The following is a 21,972-nucleotide window of genomic DNA, read 5'->3' on the forward strand; positions in this document are numbered from 1 at the left end:
CAACGAGCGAGTGTGACACCGGGGAGGTGAGCGTTATTCCGGAAGAAATCTCAACTGGCGGCTGTTCGGCTCGCCTTTCCTCAAACCCCGATCAATCAGAGACCGGCGTCACCACCTGTTGGGGGAAGAATCCAACGTGGTGGAACGCCGGTCTCGTGATGTGAGCCGAATTTCCGGTTCGTGACCTGGCTTACCCGAGCCGGCTCGCCTCGCGGGCGAGGGTTTCGATGCGGTCCCAGTCGCCGTTCGCGAGGGCGTCCTTCGGTGCCAGCCACGAGCCGCCGACGCAGCCGACGTTCGGCAGCGCGAGGTAGGCCGGCGCGGTCTGCGGCGTGATGCCGCCGGTCGGGCAGAACTTCACGTGCGGGATCGGCCCGCCGATCGACTTCAGGTAGTCGACGCCACCCGCGGCCTCGGCCGGGAAGAACTTCAGCGCGGACAGCCCGCGCTCGGCCAGCCGCATCACCTCGGACACGGTCGCCGCACCCGGCAGGTACGGCAGCCCGGTCGCGTCGGCGGCGTCGAGCACCCGGTCGGTCGTGCCGGGGGTGACGAGGAACGCCGCCCCGGCCTTCGCCGCCTGCTCGGCGTGCTCGGGTGCCGTGACGGTGCCCGCGCCGATCACGATCTCCGGCACCTCGCGGGCGACGTTCTCGATCGCGGCGAGTGCAGCCGGGGTGCGCAGCGTGAGCTCGATGACGCGGACACCACCGCGCAACAGCGCCTGGGCGAGCGGCACGGCGTGATCGGCGTCGTCGACCACGACGACCGGGATGACGGGCGAGAGCGCGAGCAGGTCGGCGCCGGTGGTCGCTCCGAGATTGTCGCCGTTGGCCACGGTGTCACTCCTTGATCGAAAACCGATATATCGCATGCTGCCACACGCCACCCACACCCCATCCGGATGCAAAAAACGTTTGCGGACGAAGTCAAAAGACTCATTGCAAAGGTGGGCGAGGGTGGACGGACGGGGCGGGCGGTGGTGAGGTCGGCGGGCGGGTTGGGTTGAGCGTCGCCGCCCCTTTGCAATGGGTCTTTTGACGACGAAGTCCAAAGAGTCATTGCTAAGGGCCAGGTCAGCGGCTTGGGTAGGGCCAATATATTGGTGGTGCGGGCGGGGCTAGTGGTGCGTGACCGGGGCGAAGTGGTCGGCGGTGATGGGGCCGAACACCGTCGCGCCGCGGTCAGCAGGTCCGACGGTACGACGCAAAGCGGCGAACAGCTCGCGACCGGTGCCGACCCATTCGCGGCCCGTCGGGGGGAAGTCCACGAGCGGGCGCGAGGCGAGCTCCTCCGCGGACACGTGGACTTCGAGGGTGCCGGCGGTGGCGTCGAGACGGACGATGTCGCCGTCCCGGACCCGGCCGAGCGGGCCGCCGACCGCGGCCTCCGGGGTCAGCTGGATGGCGGCGGGGATCTTGCCCGAGGCGCCGGACATGCGGCCGTCGGTCACCAGGGCGACCTTGTAGCCGCGGTCCATCAGGACACCGAGGGGCGGGGTCAGCTTGTGCAGCTCGGGCATGCCGTTGGCCTGGGGGCCCTGCTGGCGGACGACGACGACCACGTCGCGGTCGAGCTCGCCTGCCTTGAAGGCCTCCTGGAAAGCCTCCTGCGTGGTGAACACGCGGGCGGGCGCCTCGACGACGTGGTTCTCGGACGCCACCGCGGAGACCTTGATGACCGAGCGGCCGAGGTTGCCGGAGAGCATGCGCAGACCGCCGTCGGAGGCGAACGGGTCCGAGACCGGGCGCAGGACGTCGAGGTCGAGCGAACGGCCGGGGCTGTCGACCCAGACCAGCTCGCCGTCGGCCAGCATCGGCTCCTGGCGGTAGCGGTCGAGGCCGTGACCCGCCACGGTGTTGACGTCGTTGTGCAGCAGGCCGGCGTCCAGCAGCGTTCCGACCACGAACTGGACGCCGCCGGCGGCCTGGAAGTGGTTGATGTCGGCGCTGCCGTTCGGGTAGACCCGCGCGATCAGCGGCACGACGGCGGACAGGTCCGAGAAGTCGTCCCAGCTCAGCTCGATGCCCGCGGCGGCGGCGATGGCGACCAGGTGCATCGTGTGGTTCGTGGAGCCGCCGGTCGCCAGCAGTGCGACCACGCCGTTGACCACGGCCTTCTCGTCGACGATGTGCGCGATCGGCGTGTAGCGCTCGCCCTTGGCCATCTCGACCGCGCGGCGGCCGGCGTGCTCGGTGAGGGCGCGACGCAACGACGTGCCCGGCGGGACGAACGAGGCGCCTGGCAGGTGCAGGCCCATGACCTCGACGACCATCTGGTTCGAGTTCGCGGTGCCGTAGAACGTGCAGGTGCCGGGGGAGTGGTACGAGGCGGCCTCGGCTTCGAGCAGGTCCTCGCGCGTTGCCTTGCCCTCCGCGTAGAGCTGCCGGACGCGAGCCTTCTCCTTGTTCGACAGGCCCGTCGCCATCGGGCCCGCGGGCACCAGGATCGACGGCAGGTGGCCGAACGACAGCGCGCCGATCAGCAGGCCCGGCACGATCTTGTCGCAGACGCCCAGCAGGACCGCGGCGTCGAACATCTCGTGCGACAGGGCGACGCCGGTGGACATCGCGATGACGTCGCGGCTGAACAGCGACAGCTCCATGCCCTCGCGGCCCTGGGTGATGCCGTCGCACATGGCGGGCACGCCGCCCGCGAACTGGGACACGCCGCCGGCGGTGCGGACCGCGTCCTTGATCCAGGCCGGGTACTCCTGGAACGGCTGGTGGGCCGACAGCATGTCGTTGTAGGACGACACGATCGCGACGTTGGACTTGCGCAACGCCCGCAGCGCCGCCTTGTCGCCACCGGTGATTCCGGCGAAGCCGTGCGCCAGGTTGCTGCACGCGAAGCCGGACCGGGAGGTACCGTCCTGCGCGGCCGTTGCCACACGTTCCAGGTACACGCGGCGCGAGTCAGCGCTGCGGGCGGCGATCCGGCGTGTGACCTCTGTCAGTACGGGATGCAGTTGGCTCATGGGTTTCTCCGGGTCATCACGGGCCGTGGTGGGGCCCTCACGAGACGACAACGGTGGCGTCCCACGGACGGGCGTGACGCCACACACAGTAAGTCATGGCTGGTCGTAGACACAAAAACGATTCAGTAACTGGGAAGGAACCAGTTTTGAATCTTGGCGTGTGGTGCTTGTCACATGGCTTGAGATTGGGCAGAGTGCGGGGCACGACCTTGGAACGGAGGTGTCCCATGACGTCCACGGAGATCGTCGAACTGCGCCGGGTCATCGGTCAGATGCGGCACTGCGTCAGCTCCTTGCGCGCCAGGTACGGCGACGTGGCGGCTGTCCAACGCCTTGCCAACGACGTTGAACGCATGGACATCGACGCCACCGAACTCGTCGACCTCAGCACCCCGAGGCAGCGGGAAGCGCCTCAAGTGGAACGCGAGGTCGTGGTCGTGCCCGACACGCCCTACGACGAGTCGTTGTGGAAGGACGCAGACGACGAAGGACTCGGTGGCTACCGCAACCGGACCTGAGCCGAGCTGATCACACGGCCCCCGCCTGACGCGGGGGCCGTATGCGTTCCTCCACAACGACGTGGACCCCCAGAAAGGTGAGTAATGGCGAGGGCAGAGATCGCCGCCAGGACTCTGCGCACGGACCGATGGTGGTTGCCGCCGCTGACGACCTTCGTCGGCCTGCTGCTCATCTCGATCTACGCGGCGTTCCGCACGTTCCAGGGGGACTACTACTGGGTCGACCAGTACCACTACCTCACACCGATGTACTCGCCGTGCCTCACCGAGGAGTGCGTCCCCGCGGCCTCGCACTTCGGTCAGTGGTTCCCGGCGCTACCGGGCTTCCTGACCCCGCCGGTGATCATCATCCCGTTCCTGCTGGGGTTCCGGATCACCTGCTACTACTACCGCAAGGCCTACTACCGGGCGGCCTGGGCGTCGCCGCCCGCGTGCGCCGTGGCCGAGCCGCACAGCAAGTACACCGGCGAGACCCGGTTCCCGCTGATCGCGCAGAACCTGCACCGCTACTTCTTCTACGCGGCCTCGATCCTGCTGCTGATCAACATCTACGACGCGGTCCTCGCGTTCGGCACCGGCGTCGGCCTGGGCAACATCATCCTGCTCGTCAACGTGGCTCTGCTGGGCGCGTACACGCTGTCGTGCCACTCGTGCCGCCACATCGCGGGCGGGCGGCTCAAGCACTTCTCCAAGCACCCGGTCCGGTACTGGATGTGGACCCAGATCTCGAAGCTGAACAACCGGCACATGCTGCTCGCGTGGGCTTCGCTGATCTTCGTCTGCCTCACCGACCTCTACGTCGCGCTGGTCGCCTCGGGAACGATCTCCGACCTCCGCTTCATCAACTAAGGAGTGGTTTTGCCCGAGCTGGAAAGGCATTCGTTCGACGTCCTCGTGATCGGCGCGGGTGGTGCCGGTCTGCGTGCCGCGATCGAGGCCCGTGAGCACGGCATGCGCACCGCGGTTCTCTGCAAGTCGTTGTTCGGCAAGGCCCACACGGTGATGGCGGAGGGTGGCATCGCCGCCGCCATGGGCAACGTGAACTCGTCGGACAACTGGCAGGTGCACTTCCGCGACACCATGCGCGGCGGCAAGTTCCTCAACAACTGGCGGATGGCCGAGCTGCACGCGCAGGAGGCACCGCAACGGGTCTGGGAACTGGAGACGTACGGCGCGCTGTTCGACCGCACCAAGGACGGCCGCATCTCGCAGCGCAACTTCGGTGGCCACGAGTACCCGCGCCTCGCCCACGTCGGTGACCGCACCGGTCTCGAACTGATCCGCACGCTGCAGCAGAAGATCGTTTCGCTGCAACAGGAGGACTACAAGGAGTTCGGCGACTACGAGGAACGCCTGCGGGTGTTCCAGGAGTTCACCGTCACCGACCTCGTCAAGGACGGCGACCGCATCGCCGGCGCGTTCGGCTACTGGCGCGAGTCCGGCAGGTTCGTGCTGTTCGAGGCACCGGCGGTGATCCTCGCGACCGGCGGCATCGGCAAGTCGTTCAAGGTCACCTCGAACTCGTGGGAGTACACCGGCGACGGCCACGCGCTGGCACTGCGCGCTGGCGCCTCGCTGATCAACATGGAGTTCATCCAGTTCCACCCCACCGGGATGGTCTGGCCGCCGTCCGTGAAGGGCATCCTCGTCACCGAGTCCGTCCGCGGTGACGGTGGCGTGCTGCGCAACTCCGACGGCAAGCGGTTCATGTTCGACTACATCCCCGAGGTGTTCAAGGACAAGTACGCCGACAACGAGGAGGAAGCCGACCGCTGGTACACCGACCAGGCCAACAACCGGCGCCCACCGGAGCTGCTGCCGCGGGACGAGGTCGCGCGGGCCATCAACTCCGAGGTGAAGGCCGGCCGCGGGTCACCGCACGGCGGCGTTTTCCTCGACGTGTCAACACGTCTGCCCGCCGAGGAGATCCGGCGCAGGCTGCCGTCGATGCACCACCAGTTCAAGGAGCTGGCGGACGTCGACATCACCGCGCAGCCGATGGAGGTCGGACCGACCTGCCACTACGTGATGGGTGGCGTCGAGGTCGACCCGGACACCGGATCCTCTTCCGTGCCGGGCCTTTACGCCGCCGGTGAGGTGTCCGGTGGCATGCACGGCTCGAACCGGCTGGGCGGCAACTCGTTGTCGGACCTGCTCGTGTTCGGCCGGCGTGCCGGTGCGGGAGCCGCGGAGTACGTGCGGGCGATGGACGAACGCCCTGTCGTGGCCGAGGAAACCATCACCGAAGCGCGGGCGACGGCGCTCAAGCCGTTCCAGCAGGAGGGCGGCGAGAACCCGTACACGCTGCACATGGAGCTGCAGCAGTCGATGAACGACCTCGTCGGCATCATCCGCCGCGCCGGTGAGATGGAAGAGGCGTTGCAGCGGCTGGAGAAGCTCAAGGAACGGGCCCAGTCGCTGACGGTCGAGGGACACCAGCAGTTCAACCCGGGCTGGCATCTCGCGCTCGACCTGAGGAACATGTTGCTCGTGTCGGAATGCGTGGCGAAGGCGGCGCTGCTGCGCACGGAGTCCCGCGGTGGCCACACCCGCGACGACCACCCGTCGATGGACGCCGAGTGGCGGCGGAAGCTGCTGGTCTGCAGGGCTTCCGGTGACGGGGCCGTCGTGGAGGAGAAGCCGCAGATCCCGATCCGCAGCGACCTGCTGGACCTGTTCGAACGCACCGAGCTGGAGAAGTACCTCACCGCCGAGGAGTTGTCATGAGCTACCAGGGGAAGTTCCGGGTGTGGCGCGGTGACGACTCCGGCGGCGCGCTGGAGGACTTCACCGTCGAGGTCAACGAGGGTGAGGTGGTGCTCGACATCATCCACCGGCTGCAGGCGACGCAGGCACCGGACCTCGCGGTGCGGTGGAACTGCAAGGCGGGCAAGTGCGGGTCGTGCTCCGCGGAGATCAACGGCCGCCCACGCCTGCTGTGCATGACGCGGATGTCGGTCTTCGACGAGTCGGAGACGATCACCGTCACGCCGATGCGGACGTTCCCGATCATCCGCGACCTCGTCACCGACGTGTCCTTCAACTACACCAAGGCGCGGGAGGTCCCGTCGTTCGCGCCGCCGAAGGACCTGGCCCCCGGCGAGTACCGGATGCAGCAGGTCGACGTCGAGCGCTCGCAGGAGTTCCGCAAGTGCATCGAGTGCTTCCTGTGCCAGAACACCTGCCACGTGGTGCGTGACCACGAGGAGAACAAGGAAGTGTTCTCGGGGCCGCGTTTCCTCATGCGGGTCGCCGAGCTGGAGATGCATCCGCTCGACACGGCCGACCGCGTCGACCAGGCGCAGGACGACCACGGGCTCGGGTACTGCAACATCACCAAGTGCTGCAGCGAGGTGTGCCCCGAGCACATCCACATCACCGACAACGCGCTCATCCCCATGAAGGAGCGCGTGGCCGACCGCAAGTACGACCCGATCGTCTGGCTCGGCAACAAGCTGTTCAGGCGTTCGTAGCAACCATCGTCGCGTGGGCCGGGGATCGTACAACCGGCCCACGCGACGGCGTGGTGTTTTCCCTCATTTGGCACGTTCGTGGCTTCCTCCCCGTTTTCGGCGCACCGATGCCGTTGGCCGGTGCTGTACTGACGGCGGATCGCATTGAGCGGTCCGGTACGAAAATGGGGGAGCGGAATGCGAAAGCTGTTCGTCGCCGGTGTGGCGGCATTGATGGCCTGCCTGGTTGTTCCGCCCGCCGCGTCGGCTGAGACGCCGGCCGCCGCGTCGTGGTGCGCCCCTCCAGGTTCGGAGGGAAACGGGACGATGAACGTGTTCATCGTCCCGACGAGCGGCGACAACTGCGGGGTGCTCCGGATGGTGGCGCAGCTCGCGCCCGTGTCAGGCCTGCCGACCCAGACCGGGTTCTTCCGGATGTACGGCCCGAACGGGCACATCGGTGACAGCACGACCAAGTACTGGACGTATCAGGAGTCGTATCGCGTCGACGTGAACCAAAAGGCGTTCGACGGTTCGTTGTGGTGCGCGGAGTTCTGGATGCAGACCGGATCCACGTTCACCCGCGGCAGCGAACCGGTTTGTGCCGAGTTCTGACATTTCCTGGGGGAAACATGAAGATTCGTGAATTGATGCTGTCCGTCGCGATCGCGGCCGCCTTGCTGCCGACCGGCGCCGCCGCGGCGATGCAGGAGAGCACGAACGGGACGTGCGGGCCTGTTCCGACGCAGAGCGAGTGCCAGATCGCGACGTTGAACTTCCCGGGCGGTAGGCTCTCCGTCGACGTGGACATCGTCCGAAGCTGGCCGTTCGGCAACTACCGGACGACGTGGGACGTGTGGGCCAGCCACGGGCCGACCGGCTGCAAACGCGAGATCTGGGCGGACGACCCCGCCGGTTCGTGGGTGTGCGAGAACGTCCACGCGGGCGGCGTCTCGTTGACCGTCGACAAGCAGACCCCGGACTTCGCCCACCTCGGCATGCGCTGGTAGTCACCCGGCCAGCTGCGGCGTGACCAGCCCGGACTCGTAGGCCATCACCACGGCCTGGGCCCGGCTGGTCAGCCGCAGCTTGGTCATCACGCGGTTGAGGTGCGTCTTCACCGTGCCCTCGGTGACGGTCAGCTTGCTCGCGATCGAGGCATTGGTCAGGCCGGTGCCGACCAGCCGGAGAACCTCGCGTTCGCGGTCGGTGAGATCGTCGAGACCGACCGGGGCCCACGGCGCGACCGGCACGTCACCGCGCAGATAGGCCGCGACGAGCCGGCGCATGACGGTCGGGCTGAACTGCATCTCGCCGGACGCCACCGCGCTGATCGCGGCCAGCAGCCGGGCGGGCTCCGACTCCTTCAGCACGAACCCCGCCGCGCCCAGGCGCAACGCCTCGTGGACGTACTCGTCCAGGTCGAAGGTCGTCAGCACCAGCACCCGCGCGGACGTCGCGACGCGCTTGAGCGCGCTCAGCCTCGGCAGACGGATGTCCAGAAGGATCACGTCCGGCGCGGACGACTGGGCCAGCCGCACGGCGGTCTCACCGTCCGCGGCCTCGCCGACGACGGTCAACTCCGGTGTGGCGTTCAGCAACGCGACCAGGCCCGCTCTGAACAACGGCTGATCGTCAACCACAAGCACGCGCGTCACAATGCCCCTCATCCATGTGACGTCACCGCGGTAGATCCCCCCAACCGGAAGCGTACCGCGAAAGTTGACGGGAGATCCACTGTTCGTGAGACGACCCGGTTCCGCTTCGCCGATACGTTGCGGCGCATGCGAACCGCATCGGCCGACCTGCTCGCCGTCCGCACGATCACCGCCGACGGCTCGGACGTCTACTTGCGAATCACGTCGAGTCCTGCCGACCTGGAGATCCGGTGGTACCGCGATGGTGACCAGCGGGTGTCCGGCAGCCCCGTGCTGTTTCCGGCGGGTGATCGTTCGCGTCGCCGCATCGGCTCGAACTTCCGCGCGGGCACCACGTTCTGCCTGGGGGTCGTCGGTGCTTCGGGGGACGCCTGGTGCGGCGTCGTCGACTGGAACGTCTACTCCTGAAGGAGAACTTCAGATCACTTGGTTCACCACGGCCCACACGATCACCGTCGCCGGGTCGAACATCGACGCCAGGGTCGCGCTCGGTGGCGTCATGCAGCTCGCCTGGTACAAGTGCGGTGACCGCACCACGCGTGGCGCGTTCGTGCGCATGGAGGAGACCCGCAAGCACGTGGGCACGAACTTCAAGGCGGGCACCAAGTTCTGCCTCGCCTCGAACAGCCCGTACACCGAGGGGACCGTCGGAGGAACGCTGTGGTGGAGCGGTACCTGACCGCGGCACTCGCGGTGGGTCTGGTGTCCGGGTGCGCGTCACCTCCGCCACAACCACAGCTCGTGGATCAGCGGCAGTACGCGAAAGCCGTGCGGGACAGCTCTTCCGCCTTCACGTGGCCGGACGGCCGCAAGCCGGACCTCGACGTGCTCGCGGAGAAGTCGGGGCCAGGACCGGACAAGGCGGGAGACGGTGCGCAGGCCGCCGACTACGTGACGTCGAACTGCGAGTCCGTGGTCTGGCAATAGGAACGGGGCATGTCCGAAGTGGACATGCCCCGTTCCGCTGACGGACGGATCAGACGGCGCCCATCGTGCCGGACACGCCGGACGCTTCGCCGAGCTGGACCATCTTGGCCTTGTCCTCGTCCAGCTTGATGACCTTCTTGTTGCGGCGGTTGCGCTTCTCCAGGTAGTTCGCGAACCACGTGAGGAGCAGGCACAGTCCGATGTAGATGGCCGCGACCACGATCATCGTCGGGATGAGCGGGCGGCCGAACTGCAGCTGACCACCGATCTGGCGGCCCCAGTACAGCAGCTCCTCGAAGGTGATGAGGAAGCCGAGCGCGGTGTCCTTCAGCAGCACGACGAGCTGGCTGATGATGGTCGGCAGCATCGCCCGCAACGCCTGCGGCAGCAGCACGAGCACCATCACCTGCGTCTTGCGCATGCCCAGCGCGTACGCGGCCTCGCTCTGGCCCTTGGGCAGCGAGTTGATGCCCGCGCGGAACACCTCGGCGAGCACCGAGCCGTTGTACAGCATCAGGCTGAGCACGACCGCGGTGAACGCGGAGAGCTTGATGCCCGTCGACGGCAGGCCGTAGTAGAAGAAGAACATCATGATGACGAGCGGGATCGCGCGGAACAGCTCCACGATCACCGCCGCGGGTGCGCTGACCCACTTGTGGTCCGACAACCGGGCCGCCGCGAACACCGCGCCGAACAACAGTGCCAGCACCGCGCCGACCGCGAACGCGCTGAGCGTGCGGCCGAGCGCGTCGATCAGGGAGAGCTGGATCTGCTTGTACTCGAACCAGCTCCACTTGCGGCCCTCGAACTGGCCGGTGTCGAAGAAGCGCCACACCACGTAGCCGACGAGCGCTGCGATCGCGACGCTGCCGACGACCGCGTACGCGCGGTACCGGGTCCTGGCCCGGGGACCGGGAACGTCGAACAGAACGGTGCTCATCGGGCCACGCTCCAGCGCTTCTCGAGAACCCGCTGCAGGTACGTCAGCGGCATGACCAGCAGGACGAAGATGGCGGCGACCCACAGCATGCCGGTCAGGGTGTCCTCACCGAGCTCGGACAGCGCGTCGCGGATGGCGCCCGCTTCCCGGACCGAGAAGCCCGCCGCGACGGTGGTGTTCTTCAGCAACGCGATGAACGTGCTCACCATGGGCGGGACGACGGACCGCAGCGCCTGCGGCAGCACGATGCTGCCGAGCATCTGGGTGAACGTCAGGCCCAGCGCCCGTGACGCCTCGGCCTGGCCGACCGGCACCGTGTTGATGCCGGAACGGACGACCTCGCAGACGAACGCCGACGTGTAGAGCGACAGCGCCACGACCGCGGCGGTGAAGAACTCGAACTTGATGATCTCCAGGTAGGGGTACGCGAACACGAAGAACACGAACACCAGGGTGAGCGGCGTGTTGCGCACGACCGTCACGTACAGCGTGCCGGCCCCGCGGAACACGGGAACCGGGCTGACGCGCAGCATCGCGAGGAAGATGCCCAGCAGCAGCGACGCGATCCCGGAGACCGCGAACAGCTTCAGTGTGTTCGCGAAGTGGTGCACGAACAGGTCGATATTGCGGGTGAGGACGCCCATCGAATTCCTTGCCGTCGTCCGTCGTCAATGGAACGGCCGGTGGACCCGCCGCGCGAGTCCACCGGCCACAAAGGAACGTCAGTACTTCTCGAGGGTCGGGTGCTTGCCTTCCGAACCCGACTTGCCCAGCGTGTTCTTGTAGATCTCGTCCCACTTGCCGTCGGACAGCGACTTCTCGAGGATCTCGTTGACCTTGTCGCGCAGGGCCTTGTCGTCCTTCGGGAGACCGATGCCGTACTTCTCCGTGGAGAACGTCTGGCCGACGACCTTCAGCTTGTCCGGCTCGGCGGCCGCGTAGCCCTTGAGGATCGCGTCGTCGGTGCTGACCGCGTCGACCTCACCGTCGAGCAGCTTCGTCACGCACAGCGAGTAGCTCTGCAGCTCGACCACGTTGGCGTCGGGCTCGACGAGCTTCTTGTCGCGCAGGAGCTTCGCCGGCGTCGAGCCCGTCACGGAGCAGACCTTCTTGCTCTTGATCGTGTCCGGACCCTTGATGTCGGTGTTGTCCTTCTTCACCAGCAGGTCCTGGCCCGCGATGTAGTACGGGCCGGCGAAGGACACCTTCTCCTTGCGGGCGGCGGTGATGGAGTACGTGCCGACGTAGTAGTCGACGTCACCGTTGATGATCGCCTGCTCGCGAGCCGCGGACTGGATCGTCTTGAACTGGATCTTGTCCTCGGCGAAGCCCAGCTGCGCCGCGATCAGCTTCGCCATGTCGATGTCGAAGCCCGTGTACTTGTTCGTCGTCGGGTCCTTGTAGCCCAGACCCGGCTGGTCCTCCTTGACACCGACGACCAGCGAACCGCGAGCCTTGATCTTCTCGAACGTCGGCGAACCCTCGACCTTGACGTCCTTGGCCACGTCGAAGACACCGGCGGGTGCTCCCGTGTCGGTGCCGGTGCCTTCCTTGCCACACGCGGTCAGGGCGAGACCACCCGCCAGCAGCACCGCCGCAAGGGTGCGAACCCTCATCGTCCTTCTCCTGCCTTCGTTCGAAAGTGGGCTGACTTCTAGTGAGTCAGGATCTTGCCAAGGAAGTCCTTCGCGCGGTTGGACTTCGGGGCCGAGAAGAACTCTTCCGGGGTGGAGTCCTCGACGACCTCGCCGTCGGACATGAAGATCACCCGGTCCGCGGCCTTGCGGGCGAAGCCCATCTCGTGCGTGACGACCAGCATCGTCATGCCGTCCTTGGCCAGGCCCGTCATGACGTCCAGGACTTCCTGGACCATCTCGGGGTCGAGGGCGGAGGTCGGCTCGTCGAACAGCATCACCTTGGGCTTCATCGCGAGCGCGCGGGCGATCGCCGCACGCTGCTGCTGTCCACCCGAGAGCTGAGCCGGGAACTTCTCCGCCTGGTTGGCGATCCCGACCCGCTCCAGCAACTCCATCGCGGTCTTGCGGGCCTCGCTCGCCGGAGTCTTGCGCACCTTCACCGGAGCGAGCATCACGTTCTCGATGATGGTTTTGTGCGCGAAAAGGTTGAAGGACTGGAACACCATGCCGACATCGGCGCGCAGGCGTGCCAGTTCCTTTCCTTCGGCGGGAAGAGGCTGCCCGTCGACCTCGATGACGCCGGAATCAATCGGCTCGAGTCGGTTGATGGTCCGGCACAGGGTCGACTTACCGGAACCCGACGGCCCCAGCACGACCACGACCTGCCCCTTCGGCACCTCCAGCTGCACGTTCCTGAGCACGTGCAACGGGCCGAAGAACTTGTCCACACCCGCCATACGAATCATCGGCGGGGTAGAGGCGGCAGTCATCCAGTCCTCCATTTGGGGTCGTCGGCGTTGGCGGAAACCTAGGTGTCCGCCACCACACCAGTCCAGGACATTGAGCAAGACTTAGGGTCTCAACTCTGTCACAGGCAGACATCGGTTGCCCGGGAGGTAGCGAAAGTGCGCGTGCTGCTCGTCGAGGACGACGACAGGGTCGCAGAGGCCTTGGTCCCAGCCCTGACCAGACGGGGTTTCCAGGTGGACCGGCAGGCCACTGGCCGCGGCACGCTCGACCGCCTCACCGGCGTCGACGTGGTGCTGCTCGACCTCGGCCTGCCCGACATGGACGGCGTGACGCTGTGCCGTGCGATCAGGGCGGCCTCGGACGTCGCCATCATCGTGGTGTCGGCGCGAGGGGAGATCGACGACCGGATCCTCGGCCTGCACGCCGGGGCGGACGATTACCTGGTCAAGCCCTATGACGTGGGCGAACTGGTGGCACGCGTGCACGCGGTGCGCCGCCGCCGGGGCGCCGATCCCGTCGGGGTGGGAGCGGTGTCGACGGAGGTGTTCGAGACCGGAGACGTGCGGGTCGACCTGGGGCGCCACGAGGTCACCGTGGCGGGTGAACCCGTCGCCCTTTCGCGCAAGGAGTTCCAGGTGCTCGCGCTCGTGATGGCGGCGGGTGGCGCGGTGTGCACGCGGGAGCGGATCCTCGCCGAGGTGTGGGGGAGGACGTGGTCCGGCGCGAACCGCACGCTCGACGTCCACGTCGCCACGCTGCGTACCAAGCTCGGCCGTCCGGCGTTGCTGGAGACCGTGCGCGGAGTCGGTTACCGGCTGGGACAGGTGTCGTGAATCTTCACCTGATCGGGTTGGGTGACGGCTCGTGAGGTCCCGGCTGCTGGGCGTGGTGCTCGCCCTGATCGTCCTGGTGCTCGTCGGACTGGGCCTGCCGCTCGGGCGCGGGGTGGCGGCCGCGGAACAGCAGGAGATGTTCCTCGACCGCCTCACCGACACGAGCCGGTTCGCCTCGCTGGCGCAACGGCCGTTGATCGACGACAAGCCGCACCTGCTGCGGCCTGAGCTGGAGCGGTACAGCGAGCTCTACGACATCGGCGTGGCCGTGGTGGCCCGGGACGCGCCGACGGTGCCGGTCGTCGCGTCCCGCAACGACCTCGCGCTCGGGGACAGCGCCGTCCAGGACCTCGTGAGCAAGGCCTTGGCCGGACGTCTGCCGGTCGCGCCGCCGCTGTTCATGCCGTGGAGCGACACCAAGCTGGTGCTCGCCGAACCGGTGCTGGTCGACGGCGAGGTGCGGGGCGCGGTGATCACGTTCTCGCCGACGTCGAAGACCCGGTTCGAGGTGCTGGCCTGGTGGGCGTTGCTGCTCGCGGCGAGCCTGCTGGTGCTGGCGCTCGCGGTGCTGCTGGCGCTGCCGGTGGTGCGGTGGACGTTGCGCCCGGTGCAGGCGCTGGACGACGCGACCGGAAAGTTGCTCGCCGCCGTGGTTTCGGGCCGGCCGGTGCCGCCGGTGGGGGCGGAGAGCGGGCCACCGGAACTGCGCCAGCTCTCGCGGTCGTTCGACCAGATGGCCGCGAACGTGAGCGATGTGCTTGCCTCGCAACGGGCATTCGTCGCCGACGCCTCACACCAGCTGCGCAACCCGTTGACCGCGCTGAAACTCCGGCTGTCCAACCTGGAGGGTCACGTCGACGCCGAGGCCGAGGTGCACCAGGTGGAGGCGTTGAGCGAGGCCGACCGGCTGAACCGGATCCTGGACGAGCTGCTCGCCATGGCGCGCGCCGAGTCCAGTTCGGTCGATCCGGTGCCGGTCGACGTCGACAAGTCGGTGGCCGCGCGTCTGTCGGCGTGGCAGGCGGCCGCGACGGCCAAGGAAGTCCACCTCGTGCTCGACGGTGAGCGCGTCGGCATGGCTCTCGCGCCGCCGCGTGGCGTGGAAACGGTGCTCGACGCGCTTCTCGACAACGCGTTGAAGTTCACCCCGGAGGGGACGCTGATCGTGGTCGACGTGCGCAAGGACGGCGACGTCGTCCGGCTGTCCGTCGCGGACCACGGCCCCGGTCTGCAGGCCGACGAGCTCGAACGCGCGACCGACCGGTTCTGGCGCAGTCCCGCTCACCAGAACGTGGCGGGCTCCGGTCTCGGGCTTTCGATCGTGCGTCTCGTCGTCGAGCGGGTCGGCGGCAGCGTCCGCCTCGAGTCGCCGGAGGACGGCGGCCTGAAGGTGATCATCGAGCTGCCCGTCGCGTGATGTGCGATATCCAATACGGGATATCCGATATATTGGATATCACACTTTGGACTCGCGGTAGTAGCGCATGGCGCCGTTGTGCAGCGGAACCGGCGACGTCTCGATCGCCGACCGCTGCTCGATCGTGCGGGCCGCCGAGTGCGCCTTCACCAGTTCCGGCTGTCCCTCGAACAGCTGCCGCACCAGCGCCTCGGCGACGTCGTCCGGCATGGAGTCGGTGACGAGCAGGAAGTTGCGCACGACGAGCGTGATGACCGGCCCGGACTGCAGGTTGTACGTGGAAGCCGGCAGCGTCGCGGACCCGTACACGGGATATTGCTCGCGGAATGACGGCAGCTCGTCCTTGAGGTCGAGCATCCGGACCCCGAGCTCTTTGGTCAGCTGCGTGATGCGCGTCGTCGGCAACCCGCCGGACCAGAAGAACGCGTCGAGCTTGCCCTCGCGCATCCACTTGGCTGATTCCTCGAGACCGAGGTTCTGCGTCTGCGGCGTGACGTTCCTGGACTTCAGCAGGCGGCTCGCGATGATCTCGACGCCCGACTCCTCCGCGCCGATCGACACGCGGAGCCCGGACAGCTCGCTGAGCTTCGTCACCGGCAGGTCGGCGCGAACGATGACCTGCAGGTAGTCGTCGTGCATGCGGGCCAGCGCGCGCAACCGGGAGGCGCCCTCGACCTCCTCGAGCGCGTCCGCCTGCGAGAAGCCGACCTGGGCCTGGTTGTTGACCAGCCGGGTGACGTTGTCCTTGGACCCGACCGTGGCCACGACCTGGGGTCGCGCGATGCCGAGACGCCCGCTCCAGATGTCCGCGAGGCCGTTGCCGAGCCGGTAGTAGACGCCGCCCTCGCTGCCGGTGGCCATCGTGATCTTGATGTTCTCCACCGTGCTGCCACAGCCCGTCAGGACCGTTGCGGCGGTCAGCAGGCTCACGGCGACATGCACTCGTCCCAGCACCTGCGCATCGTGCCACGCGGGCGTTCTACGCTTGCACCCGACGAAAGGTTGGTTGCAGTGACCCGCAGTTACCAGATCCGCACGTTCGGTTGTCAGATGAACGTGCACGACTCCGAGCGGCTCGCCGGTCTACTGGAGGACGCTGGCTACGCGCGGGCCGCCGAGGACGAGCAGGCCGACGTCGTCGTCTTCAACACCTGTGCGGTCCGCGAGAACGCCGACAACAAGCTCTACGGCACCCTCGGCCACCTCGCGCCGCAGAAGGCAGCGAAGCCCGGCATGCAGATCGCCGTCGGCGGCTGCCTCGCGCAGAAGGACCGCAGCGAGATCGTCCGCCGCGCCCCGTGGGTCGACGTCGTGTTCGGCACGCACAACATCGGCTCGTTGCCGGTGCTGCTCGAACGCGCGCGCCACAACGAGGAGGCGCAGGTCGAGATCCTCGAGGCGCTGGAGACGTTCCCCTCGTCGCTGCCAGCCACCCGCGACTCCGCCTACTCGGGCTGGGTGTCGATCTCGGTGGGCTGCAACAACACCTGCACGTTCTGCATCGTGCCGTCCCTGCGCGGCAAGGAGAAGGACCGCCGCCCCGGCGACGTGCTCGCCGAGGTCGAGGCACTCGTCGCGGAGGGCGTGCTGGAGGTGACGTTGCTGGGTCAGAACGTCAACTCCTACGGCGTCGAGTTCGGCGACAGGTTCGCGTTCGGCAAGCTGCTGCGCGCCTGCGGTGGCATCGAGGGCCTTGAGCGCGTGCGCTTCACCTCGCCGCACCCCAAGGACTTCACCGACGACGTCATCGCCGCCATGGCCGAGACACCGAGCGTGTGCCATCAGCTGCACATGCCGTTGCAGTCAGGTTCGGACCGCATGCTCAAGGCGATGCGCCGCTCGTACCGCACCGAGAAGTACCTCGGCATCATCGACAAGGTCCGCGCCGCGATGCCGGACGCCGCGATCACGACGGACATCATCGTGGGCTTCCCCGGCGAGACCGAAGAGGACTTCCAGGGCACGCTCGACGTGGTGCGCCAGGCGCGGTTCTCCTCGGCGTTCACGTTCCAGTACTCCAAGCGTCCCGGGACCCCGGCCGCCGAGCTGCCCGACCAGCTGCCGAAGGCCGTCGTGCAGGAACGCTTCGACCGTCTCGTAGCGCTGCAGAACGAGATGACGCACTCGTTGAACATCGAGCAGGTCGGCCGCACCGTCGAGGTCCTCGTCGCGACCGGCGAGGGCAAGCGCGACGCCGAGACGCATCGCATGAGCGGCCGCGCGCGCGACGGACGCCTCGTGCACTTCACGCCCGGTGCCACGGCCCCGCGTCCTGGCGACGTCGTGGAGACCGTCGTCACGTACGCCGCCCCGCACTACCTCGTCGCGGACGGCGAACCGCTGACGTGGCGCCGCACCAAGGCGGGTGACCGCTCCGAGGCGGGCATCAAGCCCAAGACCGCGGGCGTCGGCCTCGGTCTGCCGTCGTTCGGCGCTCCGGCGCCGCTGCCCGCCGTGTCGGGGTGCGCTGCCCAGTGAGCGACGAAGAATTTCTGCGCAAGGAGATCGACGCGGTGGAACAGCAGGCGGCCCGGCGCATCGATCCCGGCACCGGCGCGCTCACGATCTCGATCGCGGTGCTGGCGTTGCTGGTGTCGCTGATCCTGCCGTGGGTCGGCGACGACACGGGCCTGAACGTGCTGCTCGGTGAGTCGGCGGGCTTCGTGCCGCGGCTGTTCTCGTTCTTCGCGCTCGGCATCGGCGTGCTCGGCTCCGGCGTCACGCTCGCGGTCCGCCGCTGGGGCCTGGCGTGGGTGTGCTCACTGGGACTGTTCGCGGGCTCGGTCACCGGTGTGCTGTCGATCTGGACGCAGCAGACGACCACGAGCAACAAGACGATCGGGCCGGGCCCTGGCATCGGTCTGATCATCGCCGTGATCGCGGTGATCGTCCTGCTGGTGAAGTGGGTCAGGATCGCGGCCTCGCGTCCGCCGCAACTCTGACATGACGAAGGCCCCCTCCTCGGAGGGGGCCTTCGTTCATCGGAACTAGCGGGTCGCCAGCGCCTGCTCGGCGGCGGCGAGCCACTCGCGCCACTGCGCGGCCTGGGCCTCGGCCTGCTCCGTGCGGCGCTTGTCGCCCGCGGCACGGGCCTTCGCGGCCTGCGCCTCGAACTGCTCCACGCGCTCGCGGAACTGCGCCACGCGCGCCTCGGCCTCGGGGTCGGATCGGCGCCACTGCGCGTCGACCGCGCCGCGGACCCTCTCCTCGATCGCCCGCAGCTTGCCCTCGAGCTCGCGGATGCGCTCGCGCGGCACCTTGCCGATCGCGTCCCAGCGCTCCTGGATCTTGTAGAGCTGCTGACGCGCCGACTCGAGGTCGGACGACGGGTCGATCGTCTCGGCCTCGGCGAGCAGCTCCTCCTTCAGCTTCGCGTTCGCCGCGAACTCGGCGTCACGTTCGCTGAAGGCCTCGGAACGCTTCTGGAAGAACGCGTCCTGCGCGGCGCGGAACCGCTGCCACAGCGCGTCGTCGGCCTCCTTGGGCGCACGCCCGGCGGCCTTCCACTCGACCATCAGCTCCTTGTAGCGACCGGCCGTGGGGCCCCAGTCGTCGGAGTCGACGAGCTTCTCGGCCTCCTCGACGAGCGCCTGCTTGGAGGCCTTCGCCACCGAGCGCTGGCGGTCGAGGTCGGCGAAGTGCGAGCCACGACGGCGGTTGAACGCGTCGCGCGCCTTCGAGAACCGGCGCCACAGCTGCTCGTCGGTCTTGCGGTCGACGCCGCGGATGGTCTTCCACTCGTCGAGGATCGCGCGCAGCCGGTCGCCCGCGACCTTCCACTGGGTCGACTCGTTCGCGATCGACTCGGCCTCGTCGACGAGCGCCTGCTTGCGCGCGACGGACTGGGCTCGGGCGGCCTCCTTGGCCTCCTTCGCCTTCTCCATGCCCGCCTCGGCCTGCTCCAGCACGAAGTCGACTCGCCTGGCGAGCGCCGCGAGGTCGCCGACCACGGCGGCTTCCGCGAGCTGCTCCTTGACGTGCTTCGCGCTGGTCAGTGCGTGCTTCGGGTCACCGGCACCCGACTGGAGCCGCGTCACGAGCAGCTCGACCTCGGTGCGCAGGTCGTCGAACCGCCGCGCGAAGTGCGCGAGGCCCTCGACCGGCTCGCCGGCCTGCCACGACCCGACGGCGCGTTCGCCGTCCGCGGTCTTCACGTACACGGTGCCGTCGGCGTCCACGCGCCCCCAGCGGTCAGGGTGGTCCGACGCCACGGGGACGGCCGGAGGCGTCGCCTGCGCGGTCTCCTTCGGCGTTTCCTCGACTCCACCCTCGGCTGGGGCGGTCTCCGCCACGGCCTCCGGTGTGCTGTCCTGCTCCGACATCGCCGGTTCCTCCCATCTGACGCCCGTGCCTGCCACGGGCGCCCCGCCACTGGCGGGGCCGATGCAATACGGGCGCTGGAGGGTCTCCCGTCCCCAGTTCCCCGCGCGCATTCAAACAGGTCAGAGCTCGACTCGGTACTGGGAGTCCACGATAGGTAGCCTCATTCGTCGTGATCACCCGTGCCGCGGTGGTGCCGCACCCGCCGCTTCTGGTGCCAGAACTGGTCGCGGGAGCCACCGCGGAAACCGAGCCCGTGCGGGCCGCAACCCTTGCCGCAGCAGGGAAACTGCCAGGTCCGTGGGTTGCTGTCGCGGTCGGCGACAGCGGCCCCGCGACGATCGTGCCCCCGCTGTCGGGAACTTTTCTCGGTTATGGGGTCGATGTGGTGGTGTCACTCGGCGGTGACCTGCGTCCGGACCCGCGAATTCCGTTGCCTGTGCTAATCACCGCGTGGCTTCGCGAACACTGCGCAGCCGAGGTGTCACGCATCGAACTCGTGCCCCCGGACATGCCGCCTTCCGAATGTGTCTCGTTTGGACAACAACTCGCTTCCGAGGACGCCGGCCTGCTGATTCTCGGTGACGGTTCCACAAGACACGGCTTGCGTTCGCCAGGTTCCAACGACGAGCGTTCGGGACCTTTCGACTCGCACGTGCACGATCTGCTGGCCGCCGCCGATGTGGACGGCCTGCTCGACCTCGACCCCGAACTCGCCCGCGAGCTGGGTGCGCAGGGCCGCGCGGCGTGGCAGGTCCTCGCCGGCGTGCCCGGTCCGTGGCGCTGCGCGAGCGCCGAGTTCTTCGCACCGTTCGGCGTGGGCTACCACGTCGCAGTCTGGGAGCGCCCGTGATCACGCCCATCGCTGTTGTCGGACCCACCGCGACCGGCAAGTCCGACCTGGCCGTCGCGCTCGCGGAACGGTTCGGGGGAGAGGTCGTCAACGCGGACGCCATGCAGCTCTACCGCGGCATGGACATCGGCACCGCCAAGATGACGTTCGCCGAACGCCGCGGCATCCCGCACCACATGCTCGACGTCCTCGACGTCACCGAGACCGCGTCCGTCGCGGCCTACCAGCGCGAGACGCGGGCCGTCGTCGAACGCCTGCTCGCTTCCGGTCGCCCGCCGATCCTCGTCGGAGGATCCGGCCTGTACGTGCAGGCCGTGCTCGACGACCTGAAGTTTCCCGGTACCGATGACGCCGTGCGCGAGCGTTACGAGGCGGAGCTCAGCGCTGTCGGCCCGGAGGCGTTGCACCGGCGCCTGCAGGAGCTCGACCCGGCCGCGGCGATCGCCATCCTGCCTTCGAACGGCCGTCGCATCGTGCGTGCCCTGGAGGTCATCGAGCTGACGGGGCAACCGTTCTCCGCGAACCTCCCCAAGCCCGGTCCCGCGCGCTACGGCACCGTCCAGATCGGTGTCGACCGCGAGGTGTCCGAACTGGACACGCGCGTCGATCTGCGCGTGGACATGATGTTCGCGGCTGGTCTGGAGGACGAGGTGCGCGCGCTGGTGAAGCTCGGCCTGCGCGACGGCAAGACCGCCTCGCGGGCGCTGGGCTACCAGCAGGTGCTGTCCGCAATGGACGGAGCGTGCACGATCGACTTCGCCGCGGAGGAGACGAAACGCGCCACCCGCCGGTTCGTGCGCAGGCAGCGTTCGTGGTTCCGGCGTGACCAGCGCATCACCTGGTTGGACGGTGCCAGGCCGGATCTCGTCGAAGCCGCCGGTAACCTGGTCCCGTGGAGTTCGTGAAGGGGCACGGCACGGAGAACGACTTCGTCATCCTGCCCGACCTCGATGACCAGCTGGACCTGACGGTGGCGCGCGTCCAGGCGCTGTGCGACCGGCAGCGCGGCCTGGGTGCGGACGGCGTGCTGCGCGTCGTGCGCTCCGAGGGCAAGTGGTTCATGGACTACCGCAACGCCGACGGCTCCATCGCCGAGATGTGCGGCAACGGCCTGCGCGTCTTCGCCCGCTACCTCGTCGACGCGGGCCACCAGCCGCAGGGCGAGTTCGTGGTGGGCACGCGGGCGGGGGACAAGACCGTCATCACCCACCCGGACGGCTCCGTCACGAACGACATGGGGCCCGCGCGGGTCACCGGCACGTCCATCGCCGCTGTCGACGGCCAGGGCATCGGCGGCTTCGCGGTCGACGTCGGCAACCCGCACCTGGCGTGCGTCACCGAGACCCCGGTCGAAGGCTTCGACCTCACCGTGCCTCCCGGCTTCGATCCGGTGATGTTCCCGCACGGCGTCAACGTCGAGCTGGTCAACGTGATCGGCCAGGACGCCCTGCGCATGCGCGTCTACGAGCGTGGCGTCGGCGAGACCCGTTCCTGCGGCACCGGCACCGTCGCATCCGTCGCGTCGTGGCTCGCCGGCCAGGGCCAGACGACCGGCTCCGCCACCGTCGACGTCCTCGGCGGCCAGGTGTTCGTGACGATCGAGCCGACGACGTCGACGCTCACCGGACCCGCCGTGCTCGTCGCGCGCGGTGAACTCGACAAGTCCTGGTGGGACGCCCTGGCCTGATAT

Annotated in this window: 25 protein-coding genes; 16 read left to right on the top strand and 9 right to left on the bottom strand. The window is 68.1% G+C overall.

The genetic code is table 11. From position 1 onward, the window contains the following. Positions 1–190 precede the first annotated feature (190 nt). Both eda and edd read right to left on the bottom strand, forming a co-directional pair. Complete coding sequence (gene eda / locus C8D87_RS30305) at positions 191–838, bottom strand: bifunctional 4-hydroxy-2-oxoglutarate aldolase/2-dehydro-3-deoxy-phosphogluconate aldolase (protein ID WP_233442361.1); 648 nt, start codon at positions 836–838, stop codon at positions 191–193. A gap of 282 nt (positions 839–1,120) precedes the next feature. Next, positions 1,121–2,977, bottom strand: a complete 1,857-nt coding sequence (gene edd, locus C8D87_RS30310; protein ID WP_170166635.1) for a phosphogluconate dehydratase — start codon at positions 2,975–2,977, stop codon at positions 1,121–1,123. Between the two features lie 227 nt (positions 2,978–3,204). Here edd and C8D87_RS30315 point away from each other — a divergent pair, with 227 nt between their 5' ends. From C8D87_RS30315 to C8D87_RS30340, 6 genes are all read left to right on the top strand, one after another. After that, a complete protein-coding gene (locus tag C8D87_RS30315; protein WP_109640511.1) occupies positions 3,205–3,495 on the top strand; it encodes a hypothetical protein in 291 nt (96 codons plus the stop codon). An 84-nt stretch (positions 3,496–3,579) separates the two neighbouring features. Beyond that, a complete protein-coding gene (locus C8D87_RS30320) occupies positions 3,580–4,344 on the top strand; it encodes a hypothetical protein (protein WP_109640510.1) in 765 nt (254 codons plus the stop codon). 9 nt (positions 4,345–4,353) lie between these two features. After that, entirely contained in the window at positions 4,354–6,222 is a 1,869-nt protein-coding gene (locus C8D87_RS30325) for a fumarate reductase/succinate dehydrogenase flavoprotein subunit (protein WP_109640653.1), read from the top strand. Continuing rightward, positions 6,219–6,968, top strand: coding sequence for a succinate dehydrogenase/fumarate reductase iron-sulfur subunit (locus tag C8D87_RS30330; RefSeq protein ID WP_109640509.1), 750 nt, complete (start codon positions 6,219–6,221; stop codon positions 6,966–6,968). The genes C8D87_RS30325 and C8D87_RS30330 overlap by 4 nt, the downstream gene beginning before the upstream one ends. A 177-nt stretch (positions 6,969–7,145) precedes the next feature. Continuing rightward, positions 7,146–7,562 carry a hypothetical protein gene (locus C8D87_RS30335; RefSeq protein WP_112229234.1) on the top strand — a complete coding sequence of 139 codons (417 nt, stop codon included), beginning with the start codon at positions 7,146–7,148 and terminating at the stop codon, positions 7,560–7,562. A 17-nt stretch (positions 7,563–7,579) separates the two neighbouring features. Beyond that, positions 7,580–7,957: a hypothetical protein gene (locus C8D87_RS30340; RefSeq protein ID WP_146771910.1), complete on the top strand. Its 378-nt coding sequence runs from the start codon at positions 7,580–7,582 to the stop codon at positions 7,955–7,957. On the opposite strand, the gene C8D87_RS30345 is transcribed toward C8D87_RS30340, so the two are convergent. Next, a complete protein-coding gene (locus C8D87_RS30345) occupies positions 7,958–8,596 on the bottom strand; it encodes a response regulator (RefSeq protein ID WP_170166636.1) in 639 nt (212 codons plus the stop codon). A 135-nt stretch (positions 8,597–8,731) separates the two neighbouring features. On the opposite strand from C8D87_RS30345, the gene C8D87_RS30350 reads away from it, so the two are divergent. The 3 genes from C8D87_RS30350 (at position 8,732) to C8D87_RS30360 (ending at position 9,532) form a co-directional block, all read left to right on the top strand. Then, the gene (locus C8D87_RS30350) at positions 8,732–9,013 is read left to right on the top strand and encodes a hypothetical protein (protein WP_112229237.1); all 282 of its coding nucleotides are present in this window, start codon (positions 8,732–8,734) and stop codon (positions 9,011–9,013) included. Positions 9,014–9,104: 91 nt separating this feature from the next. After that, on the top strand, positions 9,105–9,284 hold the full coding sequence (locus C8D87_RS30355; protein ID WP_112229238.1) for a hypothetical protein: 180 nt from the start codon (positions 9,105–9,107) through the stop codon (positions 9,282–9,284). Further along, positions 9,269–9,532 (top strand): hypothetical protein, encoded by a 264-nt coding sequence (locus tag C8D87_RS30360; RefSeq protein ID WP_112229239.1) that lies wholly within the window; start codon positions 9,269–9,271, stop codon positions 9,530–9,532. The genes C8D87_RS30355 and C8D87_RS30360 overlap by 16 nt, the downstream gene beginning before the upstream one ends. Positions 9,533–9,581: 49 nt before the next feature. Here the strand turns inward: C8D87_RS30360 and C8D87_RS30365 are convergent, their stop codons facing one another. The 4 genes from C8D87_RS30365 to C8D87_RS30380 form a co-directional block, all read right to left on the bottom strand. Beyond that, positions 9,582–10,472, bottom strand: a complete 891-nt coding sequence (locus tag C8D87_RS30365; RefSeq protein ID WP_112229240.1) for an amino acid ABC transporter permease — start codon at positions 10,470–10,472, stop codon at positions 9,582–9,584. Continuing rightward, complete coding sequence (locus C8D87_RS30370; protein WP_112229241.1) at positions 10,469–11,116, bottom strand: amino acid ABC transporter permease; 648 nt, start codon at positions 11,114–11,116, stop codon at positions 10,469–10,471. The genes C8D87_RS30365 and C8D87_RS30370 overlap by 4 nt, the downstream gene beginning before the upstream one ends. A 78-nt stretch (positions 11,117–11,194) precedes the next feature. After that, the gene (locus C8D87_RS30375) at positions 11,195–12,088 is read right to left on the bottom strand and encodes a glutamate ABC transporter substrate-binding protein (RefSeq protein ID WP_112229242.1); all 894 of its coding nucleotides are present in this window, start codon (positions 12,086–12,088) and stop codon (positions 11,195–11,197) included. Positions 12,089–12,126: 38 nt separating this feature from the next. Next, positions 12,127–12,855 carry an amino acid ABC transporter ATP-binding protein gene (locus C8D87_RS30380; protein ID WP_211337648.1) on the bottom strand — a complete coding sequence of 243 codons (729 nt, stop codon included), beginning with the start codon at positions 12,853–12,855 and terminating at the stop codon, positions 12,127–12,129. Between the two features lie 159 nt (positions 12,856–13,014). On the opposite strand from C8D87_RS30380, the gene C8D87_RS30385 reads away from it, so the two are divergent. Both C8D87_RS30385 and C8D87_RS30390 read left to right on the top strand, forming a co-directional pair. After that, on the top strand, positions 13,015–13,692 hold the full coding sequence (locus tag C8D87_RS30385) for a response regulator transcription factor (RefSeq protein ID WP_112229243.1): 678 nt from the start codon (positions 13,015–13,017) through the stop codon (positions 13,690–13,692). A gap of 31 nt (positions 13,693–13,723) precedes the next feature. Then, positions 13,724–15,109, top strand: coding sequence for a sensor histidine kinase (locus C8D87_RS30390; RefSeq protein WP_109640498.1), 1,386 nt, complete (start codon positions 13,724–13,726; stop codon positions 15,107–15,109). A gap of 39 nt (positions 15,110–15,148) precedes the next feature. Here C8D87_RS30390 and C8D87_RS30395 read toward each other — a convergent pair whose 3' ends face one another. After that, entirely contained in the window at positions 15,149–16,063 is a 915-nt protein-coding gene (locus C8D87_RS30395; RefSeq protein ID WP_233442362.1) for a TAXI family TRAP transporter solute-binding subunit, read from the bottom strand. A 57-nt stretch (positions 16,064–16,120) separates the two neighbouring features. On the opposite strand from C8D87_RS30395, the gene miaB reads away from it, so the two are divergent. Both miaB and C8D87_RS30405 read left to right on the top strand, forming a co-directional pair. Beyond that, positions 16,121–17,587: a tRNA (N6-isopentenyl adenosine(37)-C2)-methylthiotransferase MiaB gene (gene miaB / locus C8D87_RS30400; protein ID WP_109640496.1), complete on the top strand. Its 1,467-nt coding sequence runs from the start codon at positions 16,121–16,123 to the stop codon at positions 17,585–17,587. Next, entirely contained in the window at positions 17,584–18,051 is a 468-nt protein-coding gene (locus tag C8D87_RS30405) for an Rv2732c family membrane protein (RefSeq protein ID WP_233442363.1), read from the top strand. The genes miaB and C8D87_RS30405 overlap by 4 nt, the downstream gene beginning before the upstream one ends. 45 nt (positions 18,052–18,096) lie before the next feature. On the opposite strand, the gene C8D87_RS30410 is transcribed toward C8D87_RS30405, so the two are convergent. Next, positions 18,097–19,431, bottom strand: coding sequence for a DUF349 domain-containing protein (locus tag C8D87_RS30410; RefSeq protein WP_112229246.1), 1,335 nt, complete (start codon positions 19,429–19,431; stop codon positions 18,097–18,099). Positions 19,432–19,601: 170 nt separating this feature from the next. Here C8D87_RS30410 and C8D87_RS30415 point away from each other — a divergent pair, with 170 nt between their 5' ends. Genes C8D87_RS30415 through dapF form a run of 3 tightly spaced genes read left to right on the top strand, consistent with a single transcriptional unit; the run spans position 19,602 to position 21,969 of the window. After that, on the top strand, positions 19,602–20,282 hold the full coding sequence (locus tag C8D87_RS30415) for a class III extradiol dioxygenase subunit B-like domain-containing protein (RefSeq protein WP_112229247.1): 681 nt from the start codon (positions 19,602–19,604) through the stop codon (positions 20,280–20,282). Then, entirely contained in the window at positions 20,279–21,187 is a 909-nt protein-coding gene (gene miaA / locus C8D87_RS30420) for a tRNA (adenosine(37)-N6)-dimethylallyltransferase MiaA (RefSeq protein ID WP_215732530.1), read from the top strand. The genes C8D87_RS30415 and miaA overlap by 4 nt, the downstream gene beginning before the upstream one ends. Continuing rightward, a complete protein-coding gene (dapF, locus tag C8D87_RS30425; RefSeq protein WP_109640492.1) occupies positions 21,175–21,969 on the top strand; it encodes a diaminopimelate epimerase in 795 nt (264 codons plus the stop codon). The genes miaA and dapF overlap by 13 nt, the downstream gene beginning before the upstream one ends. The last annotated feature ends 3 nt before the right edge of the window (positions 21,970–21,972 follow it).

It is taken from the genome of Lentzea atacamensis (genome assembly GCF_003269295.1).
Taxonomy (GTDB): domain Bacteria; phylum Actinomycetota; class Actinomycetes; order Mycobacteriales; family Pseudonocardiaceae; genus Lentzea; species Lentzea atacamensis.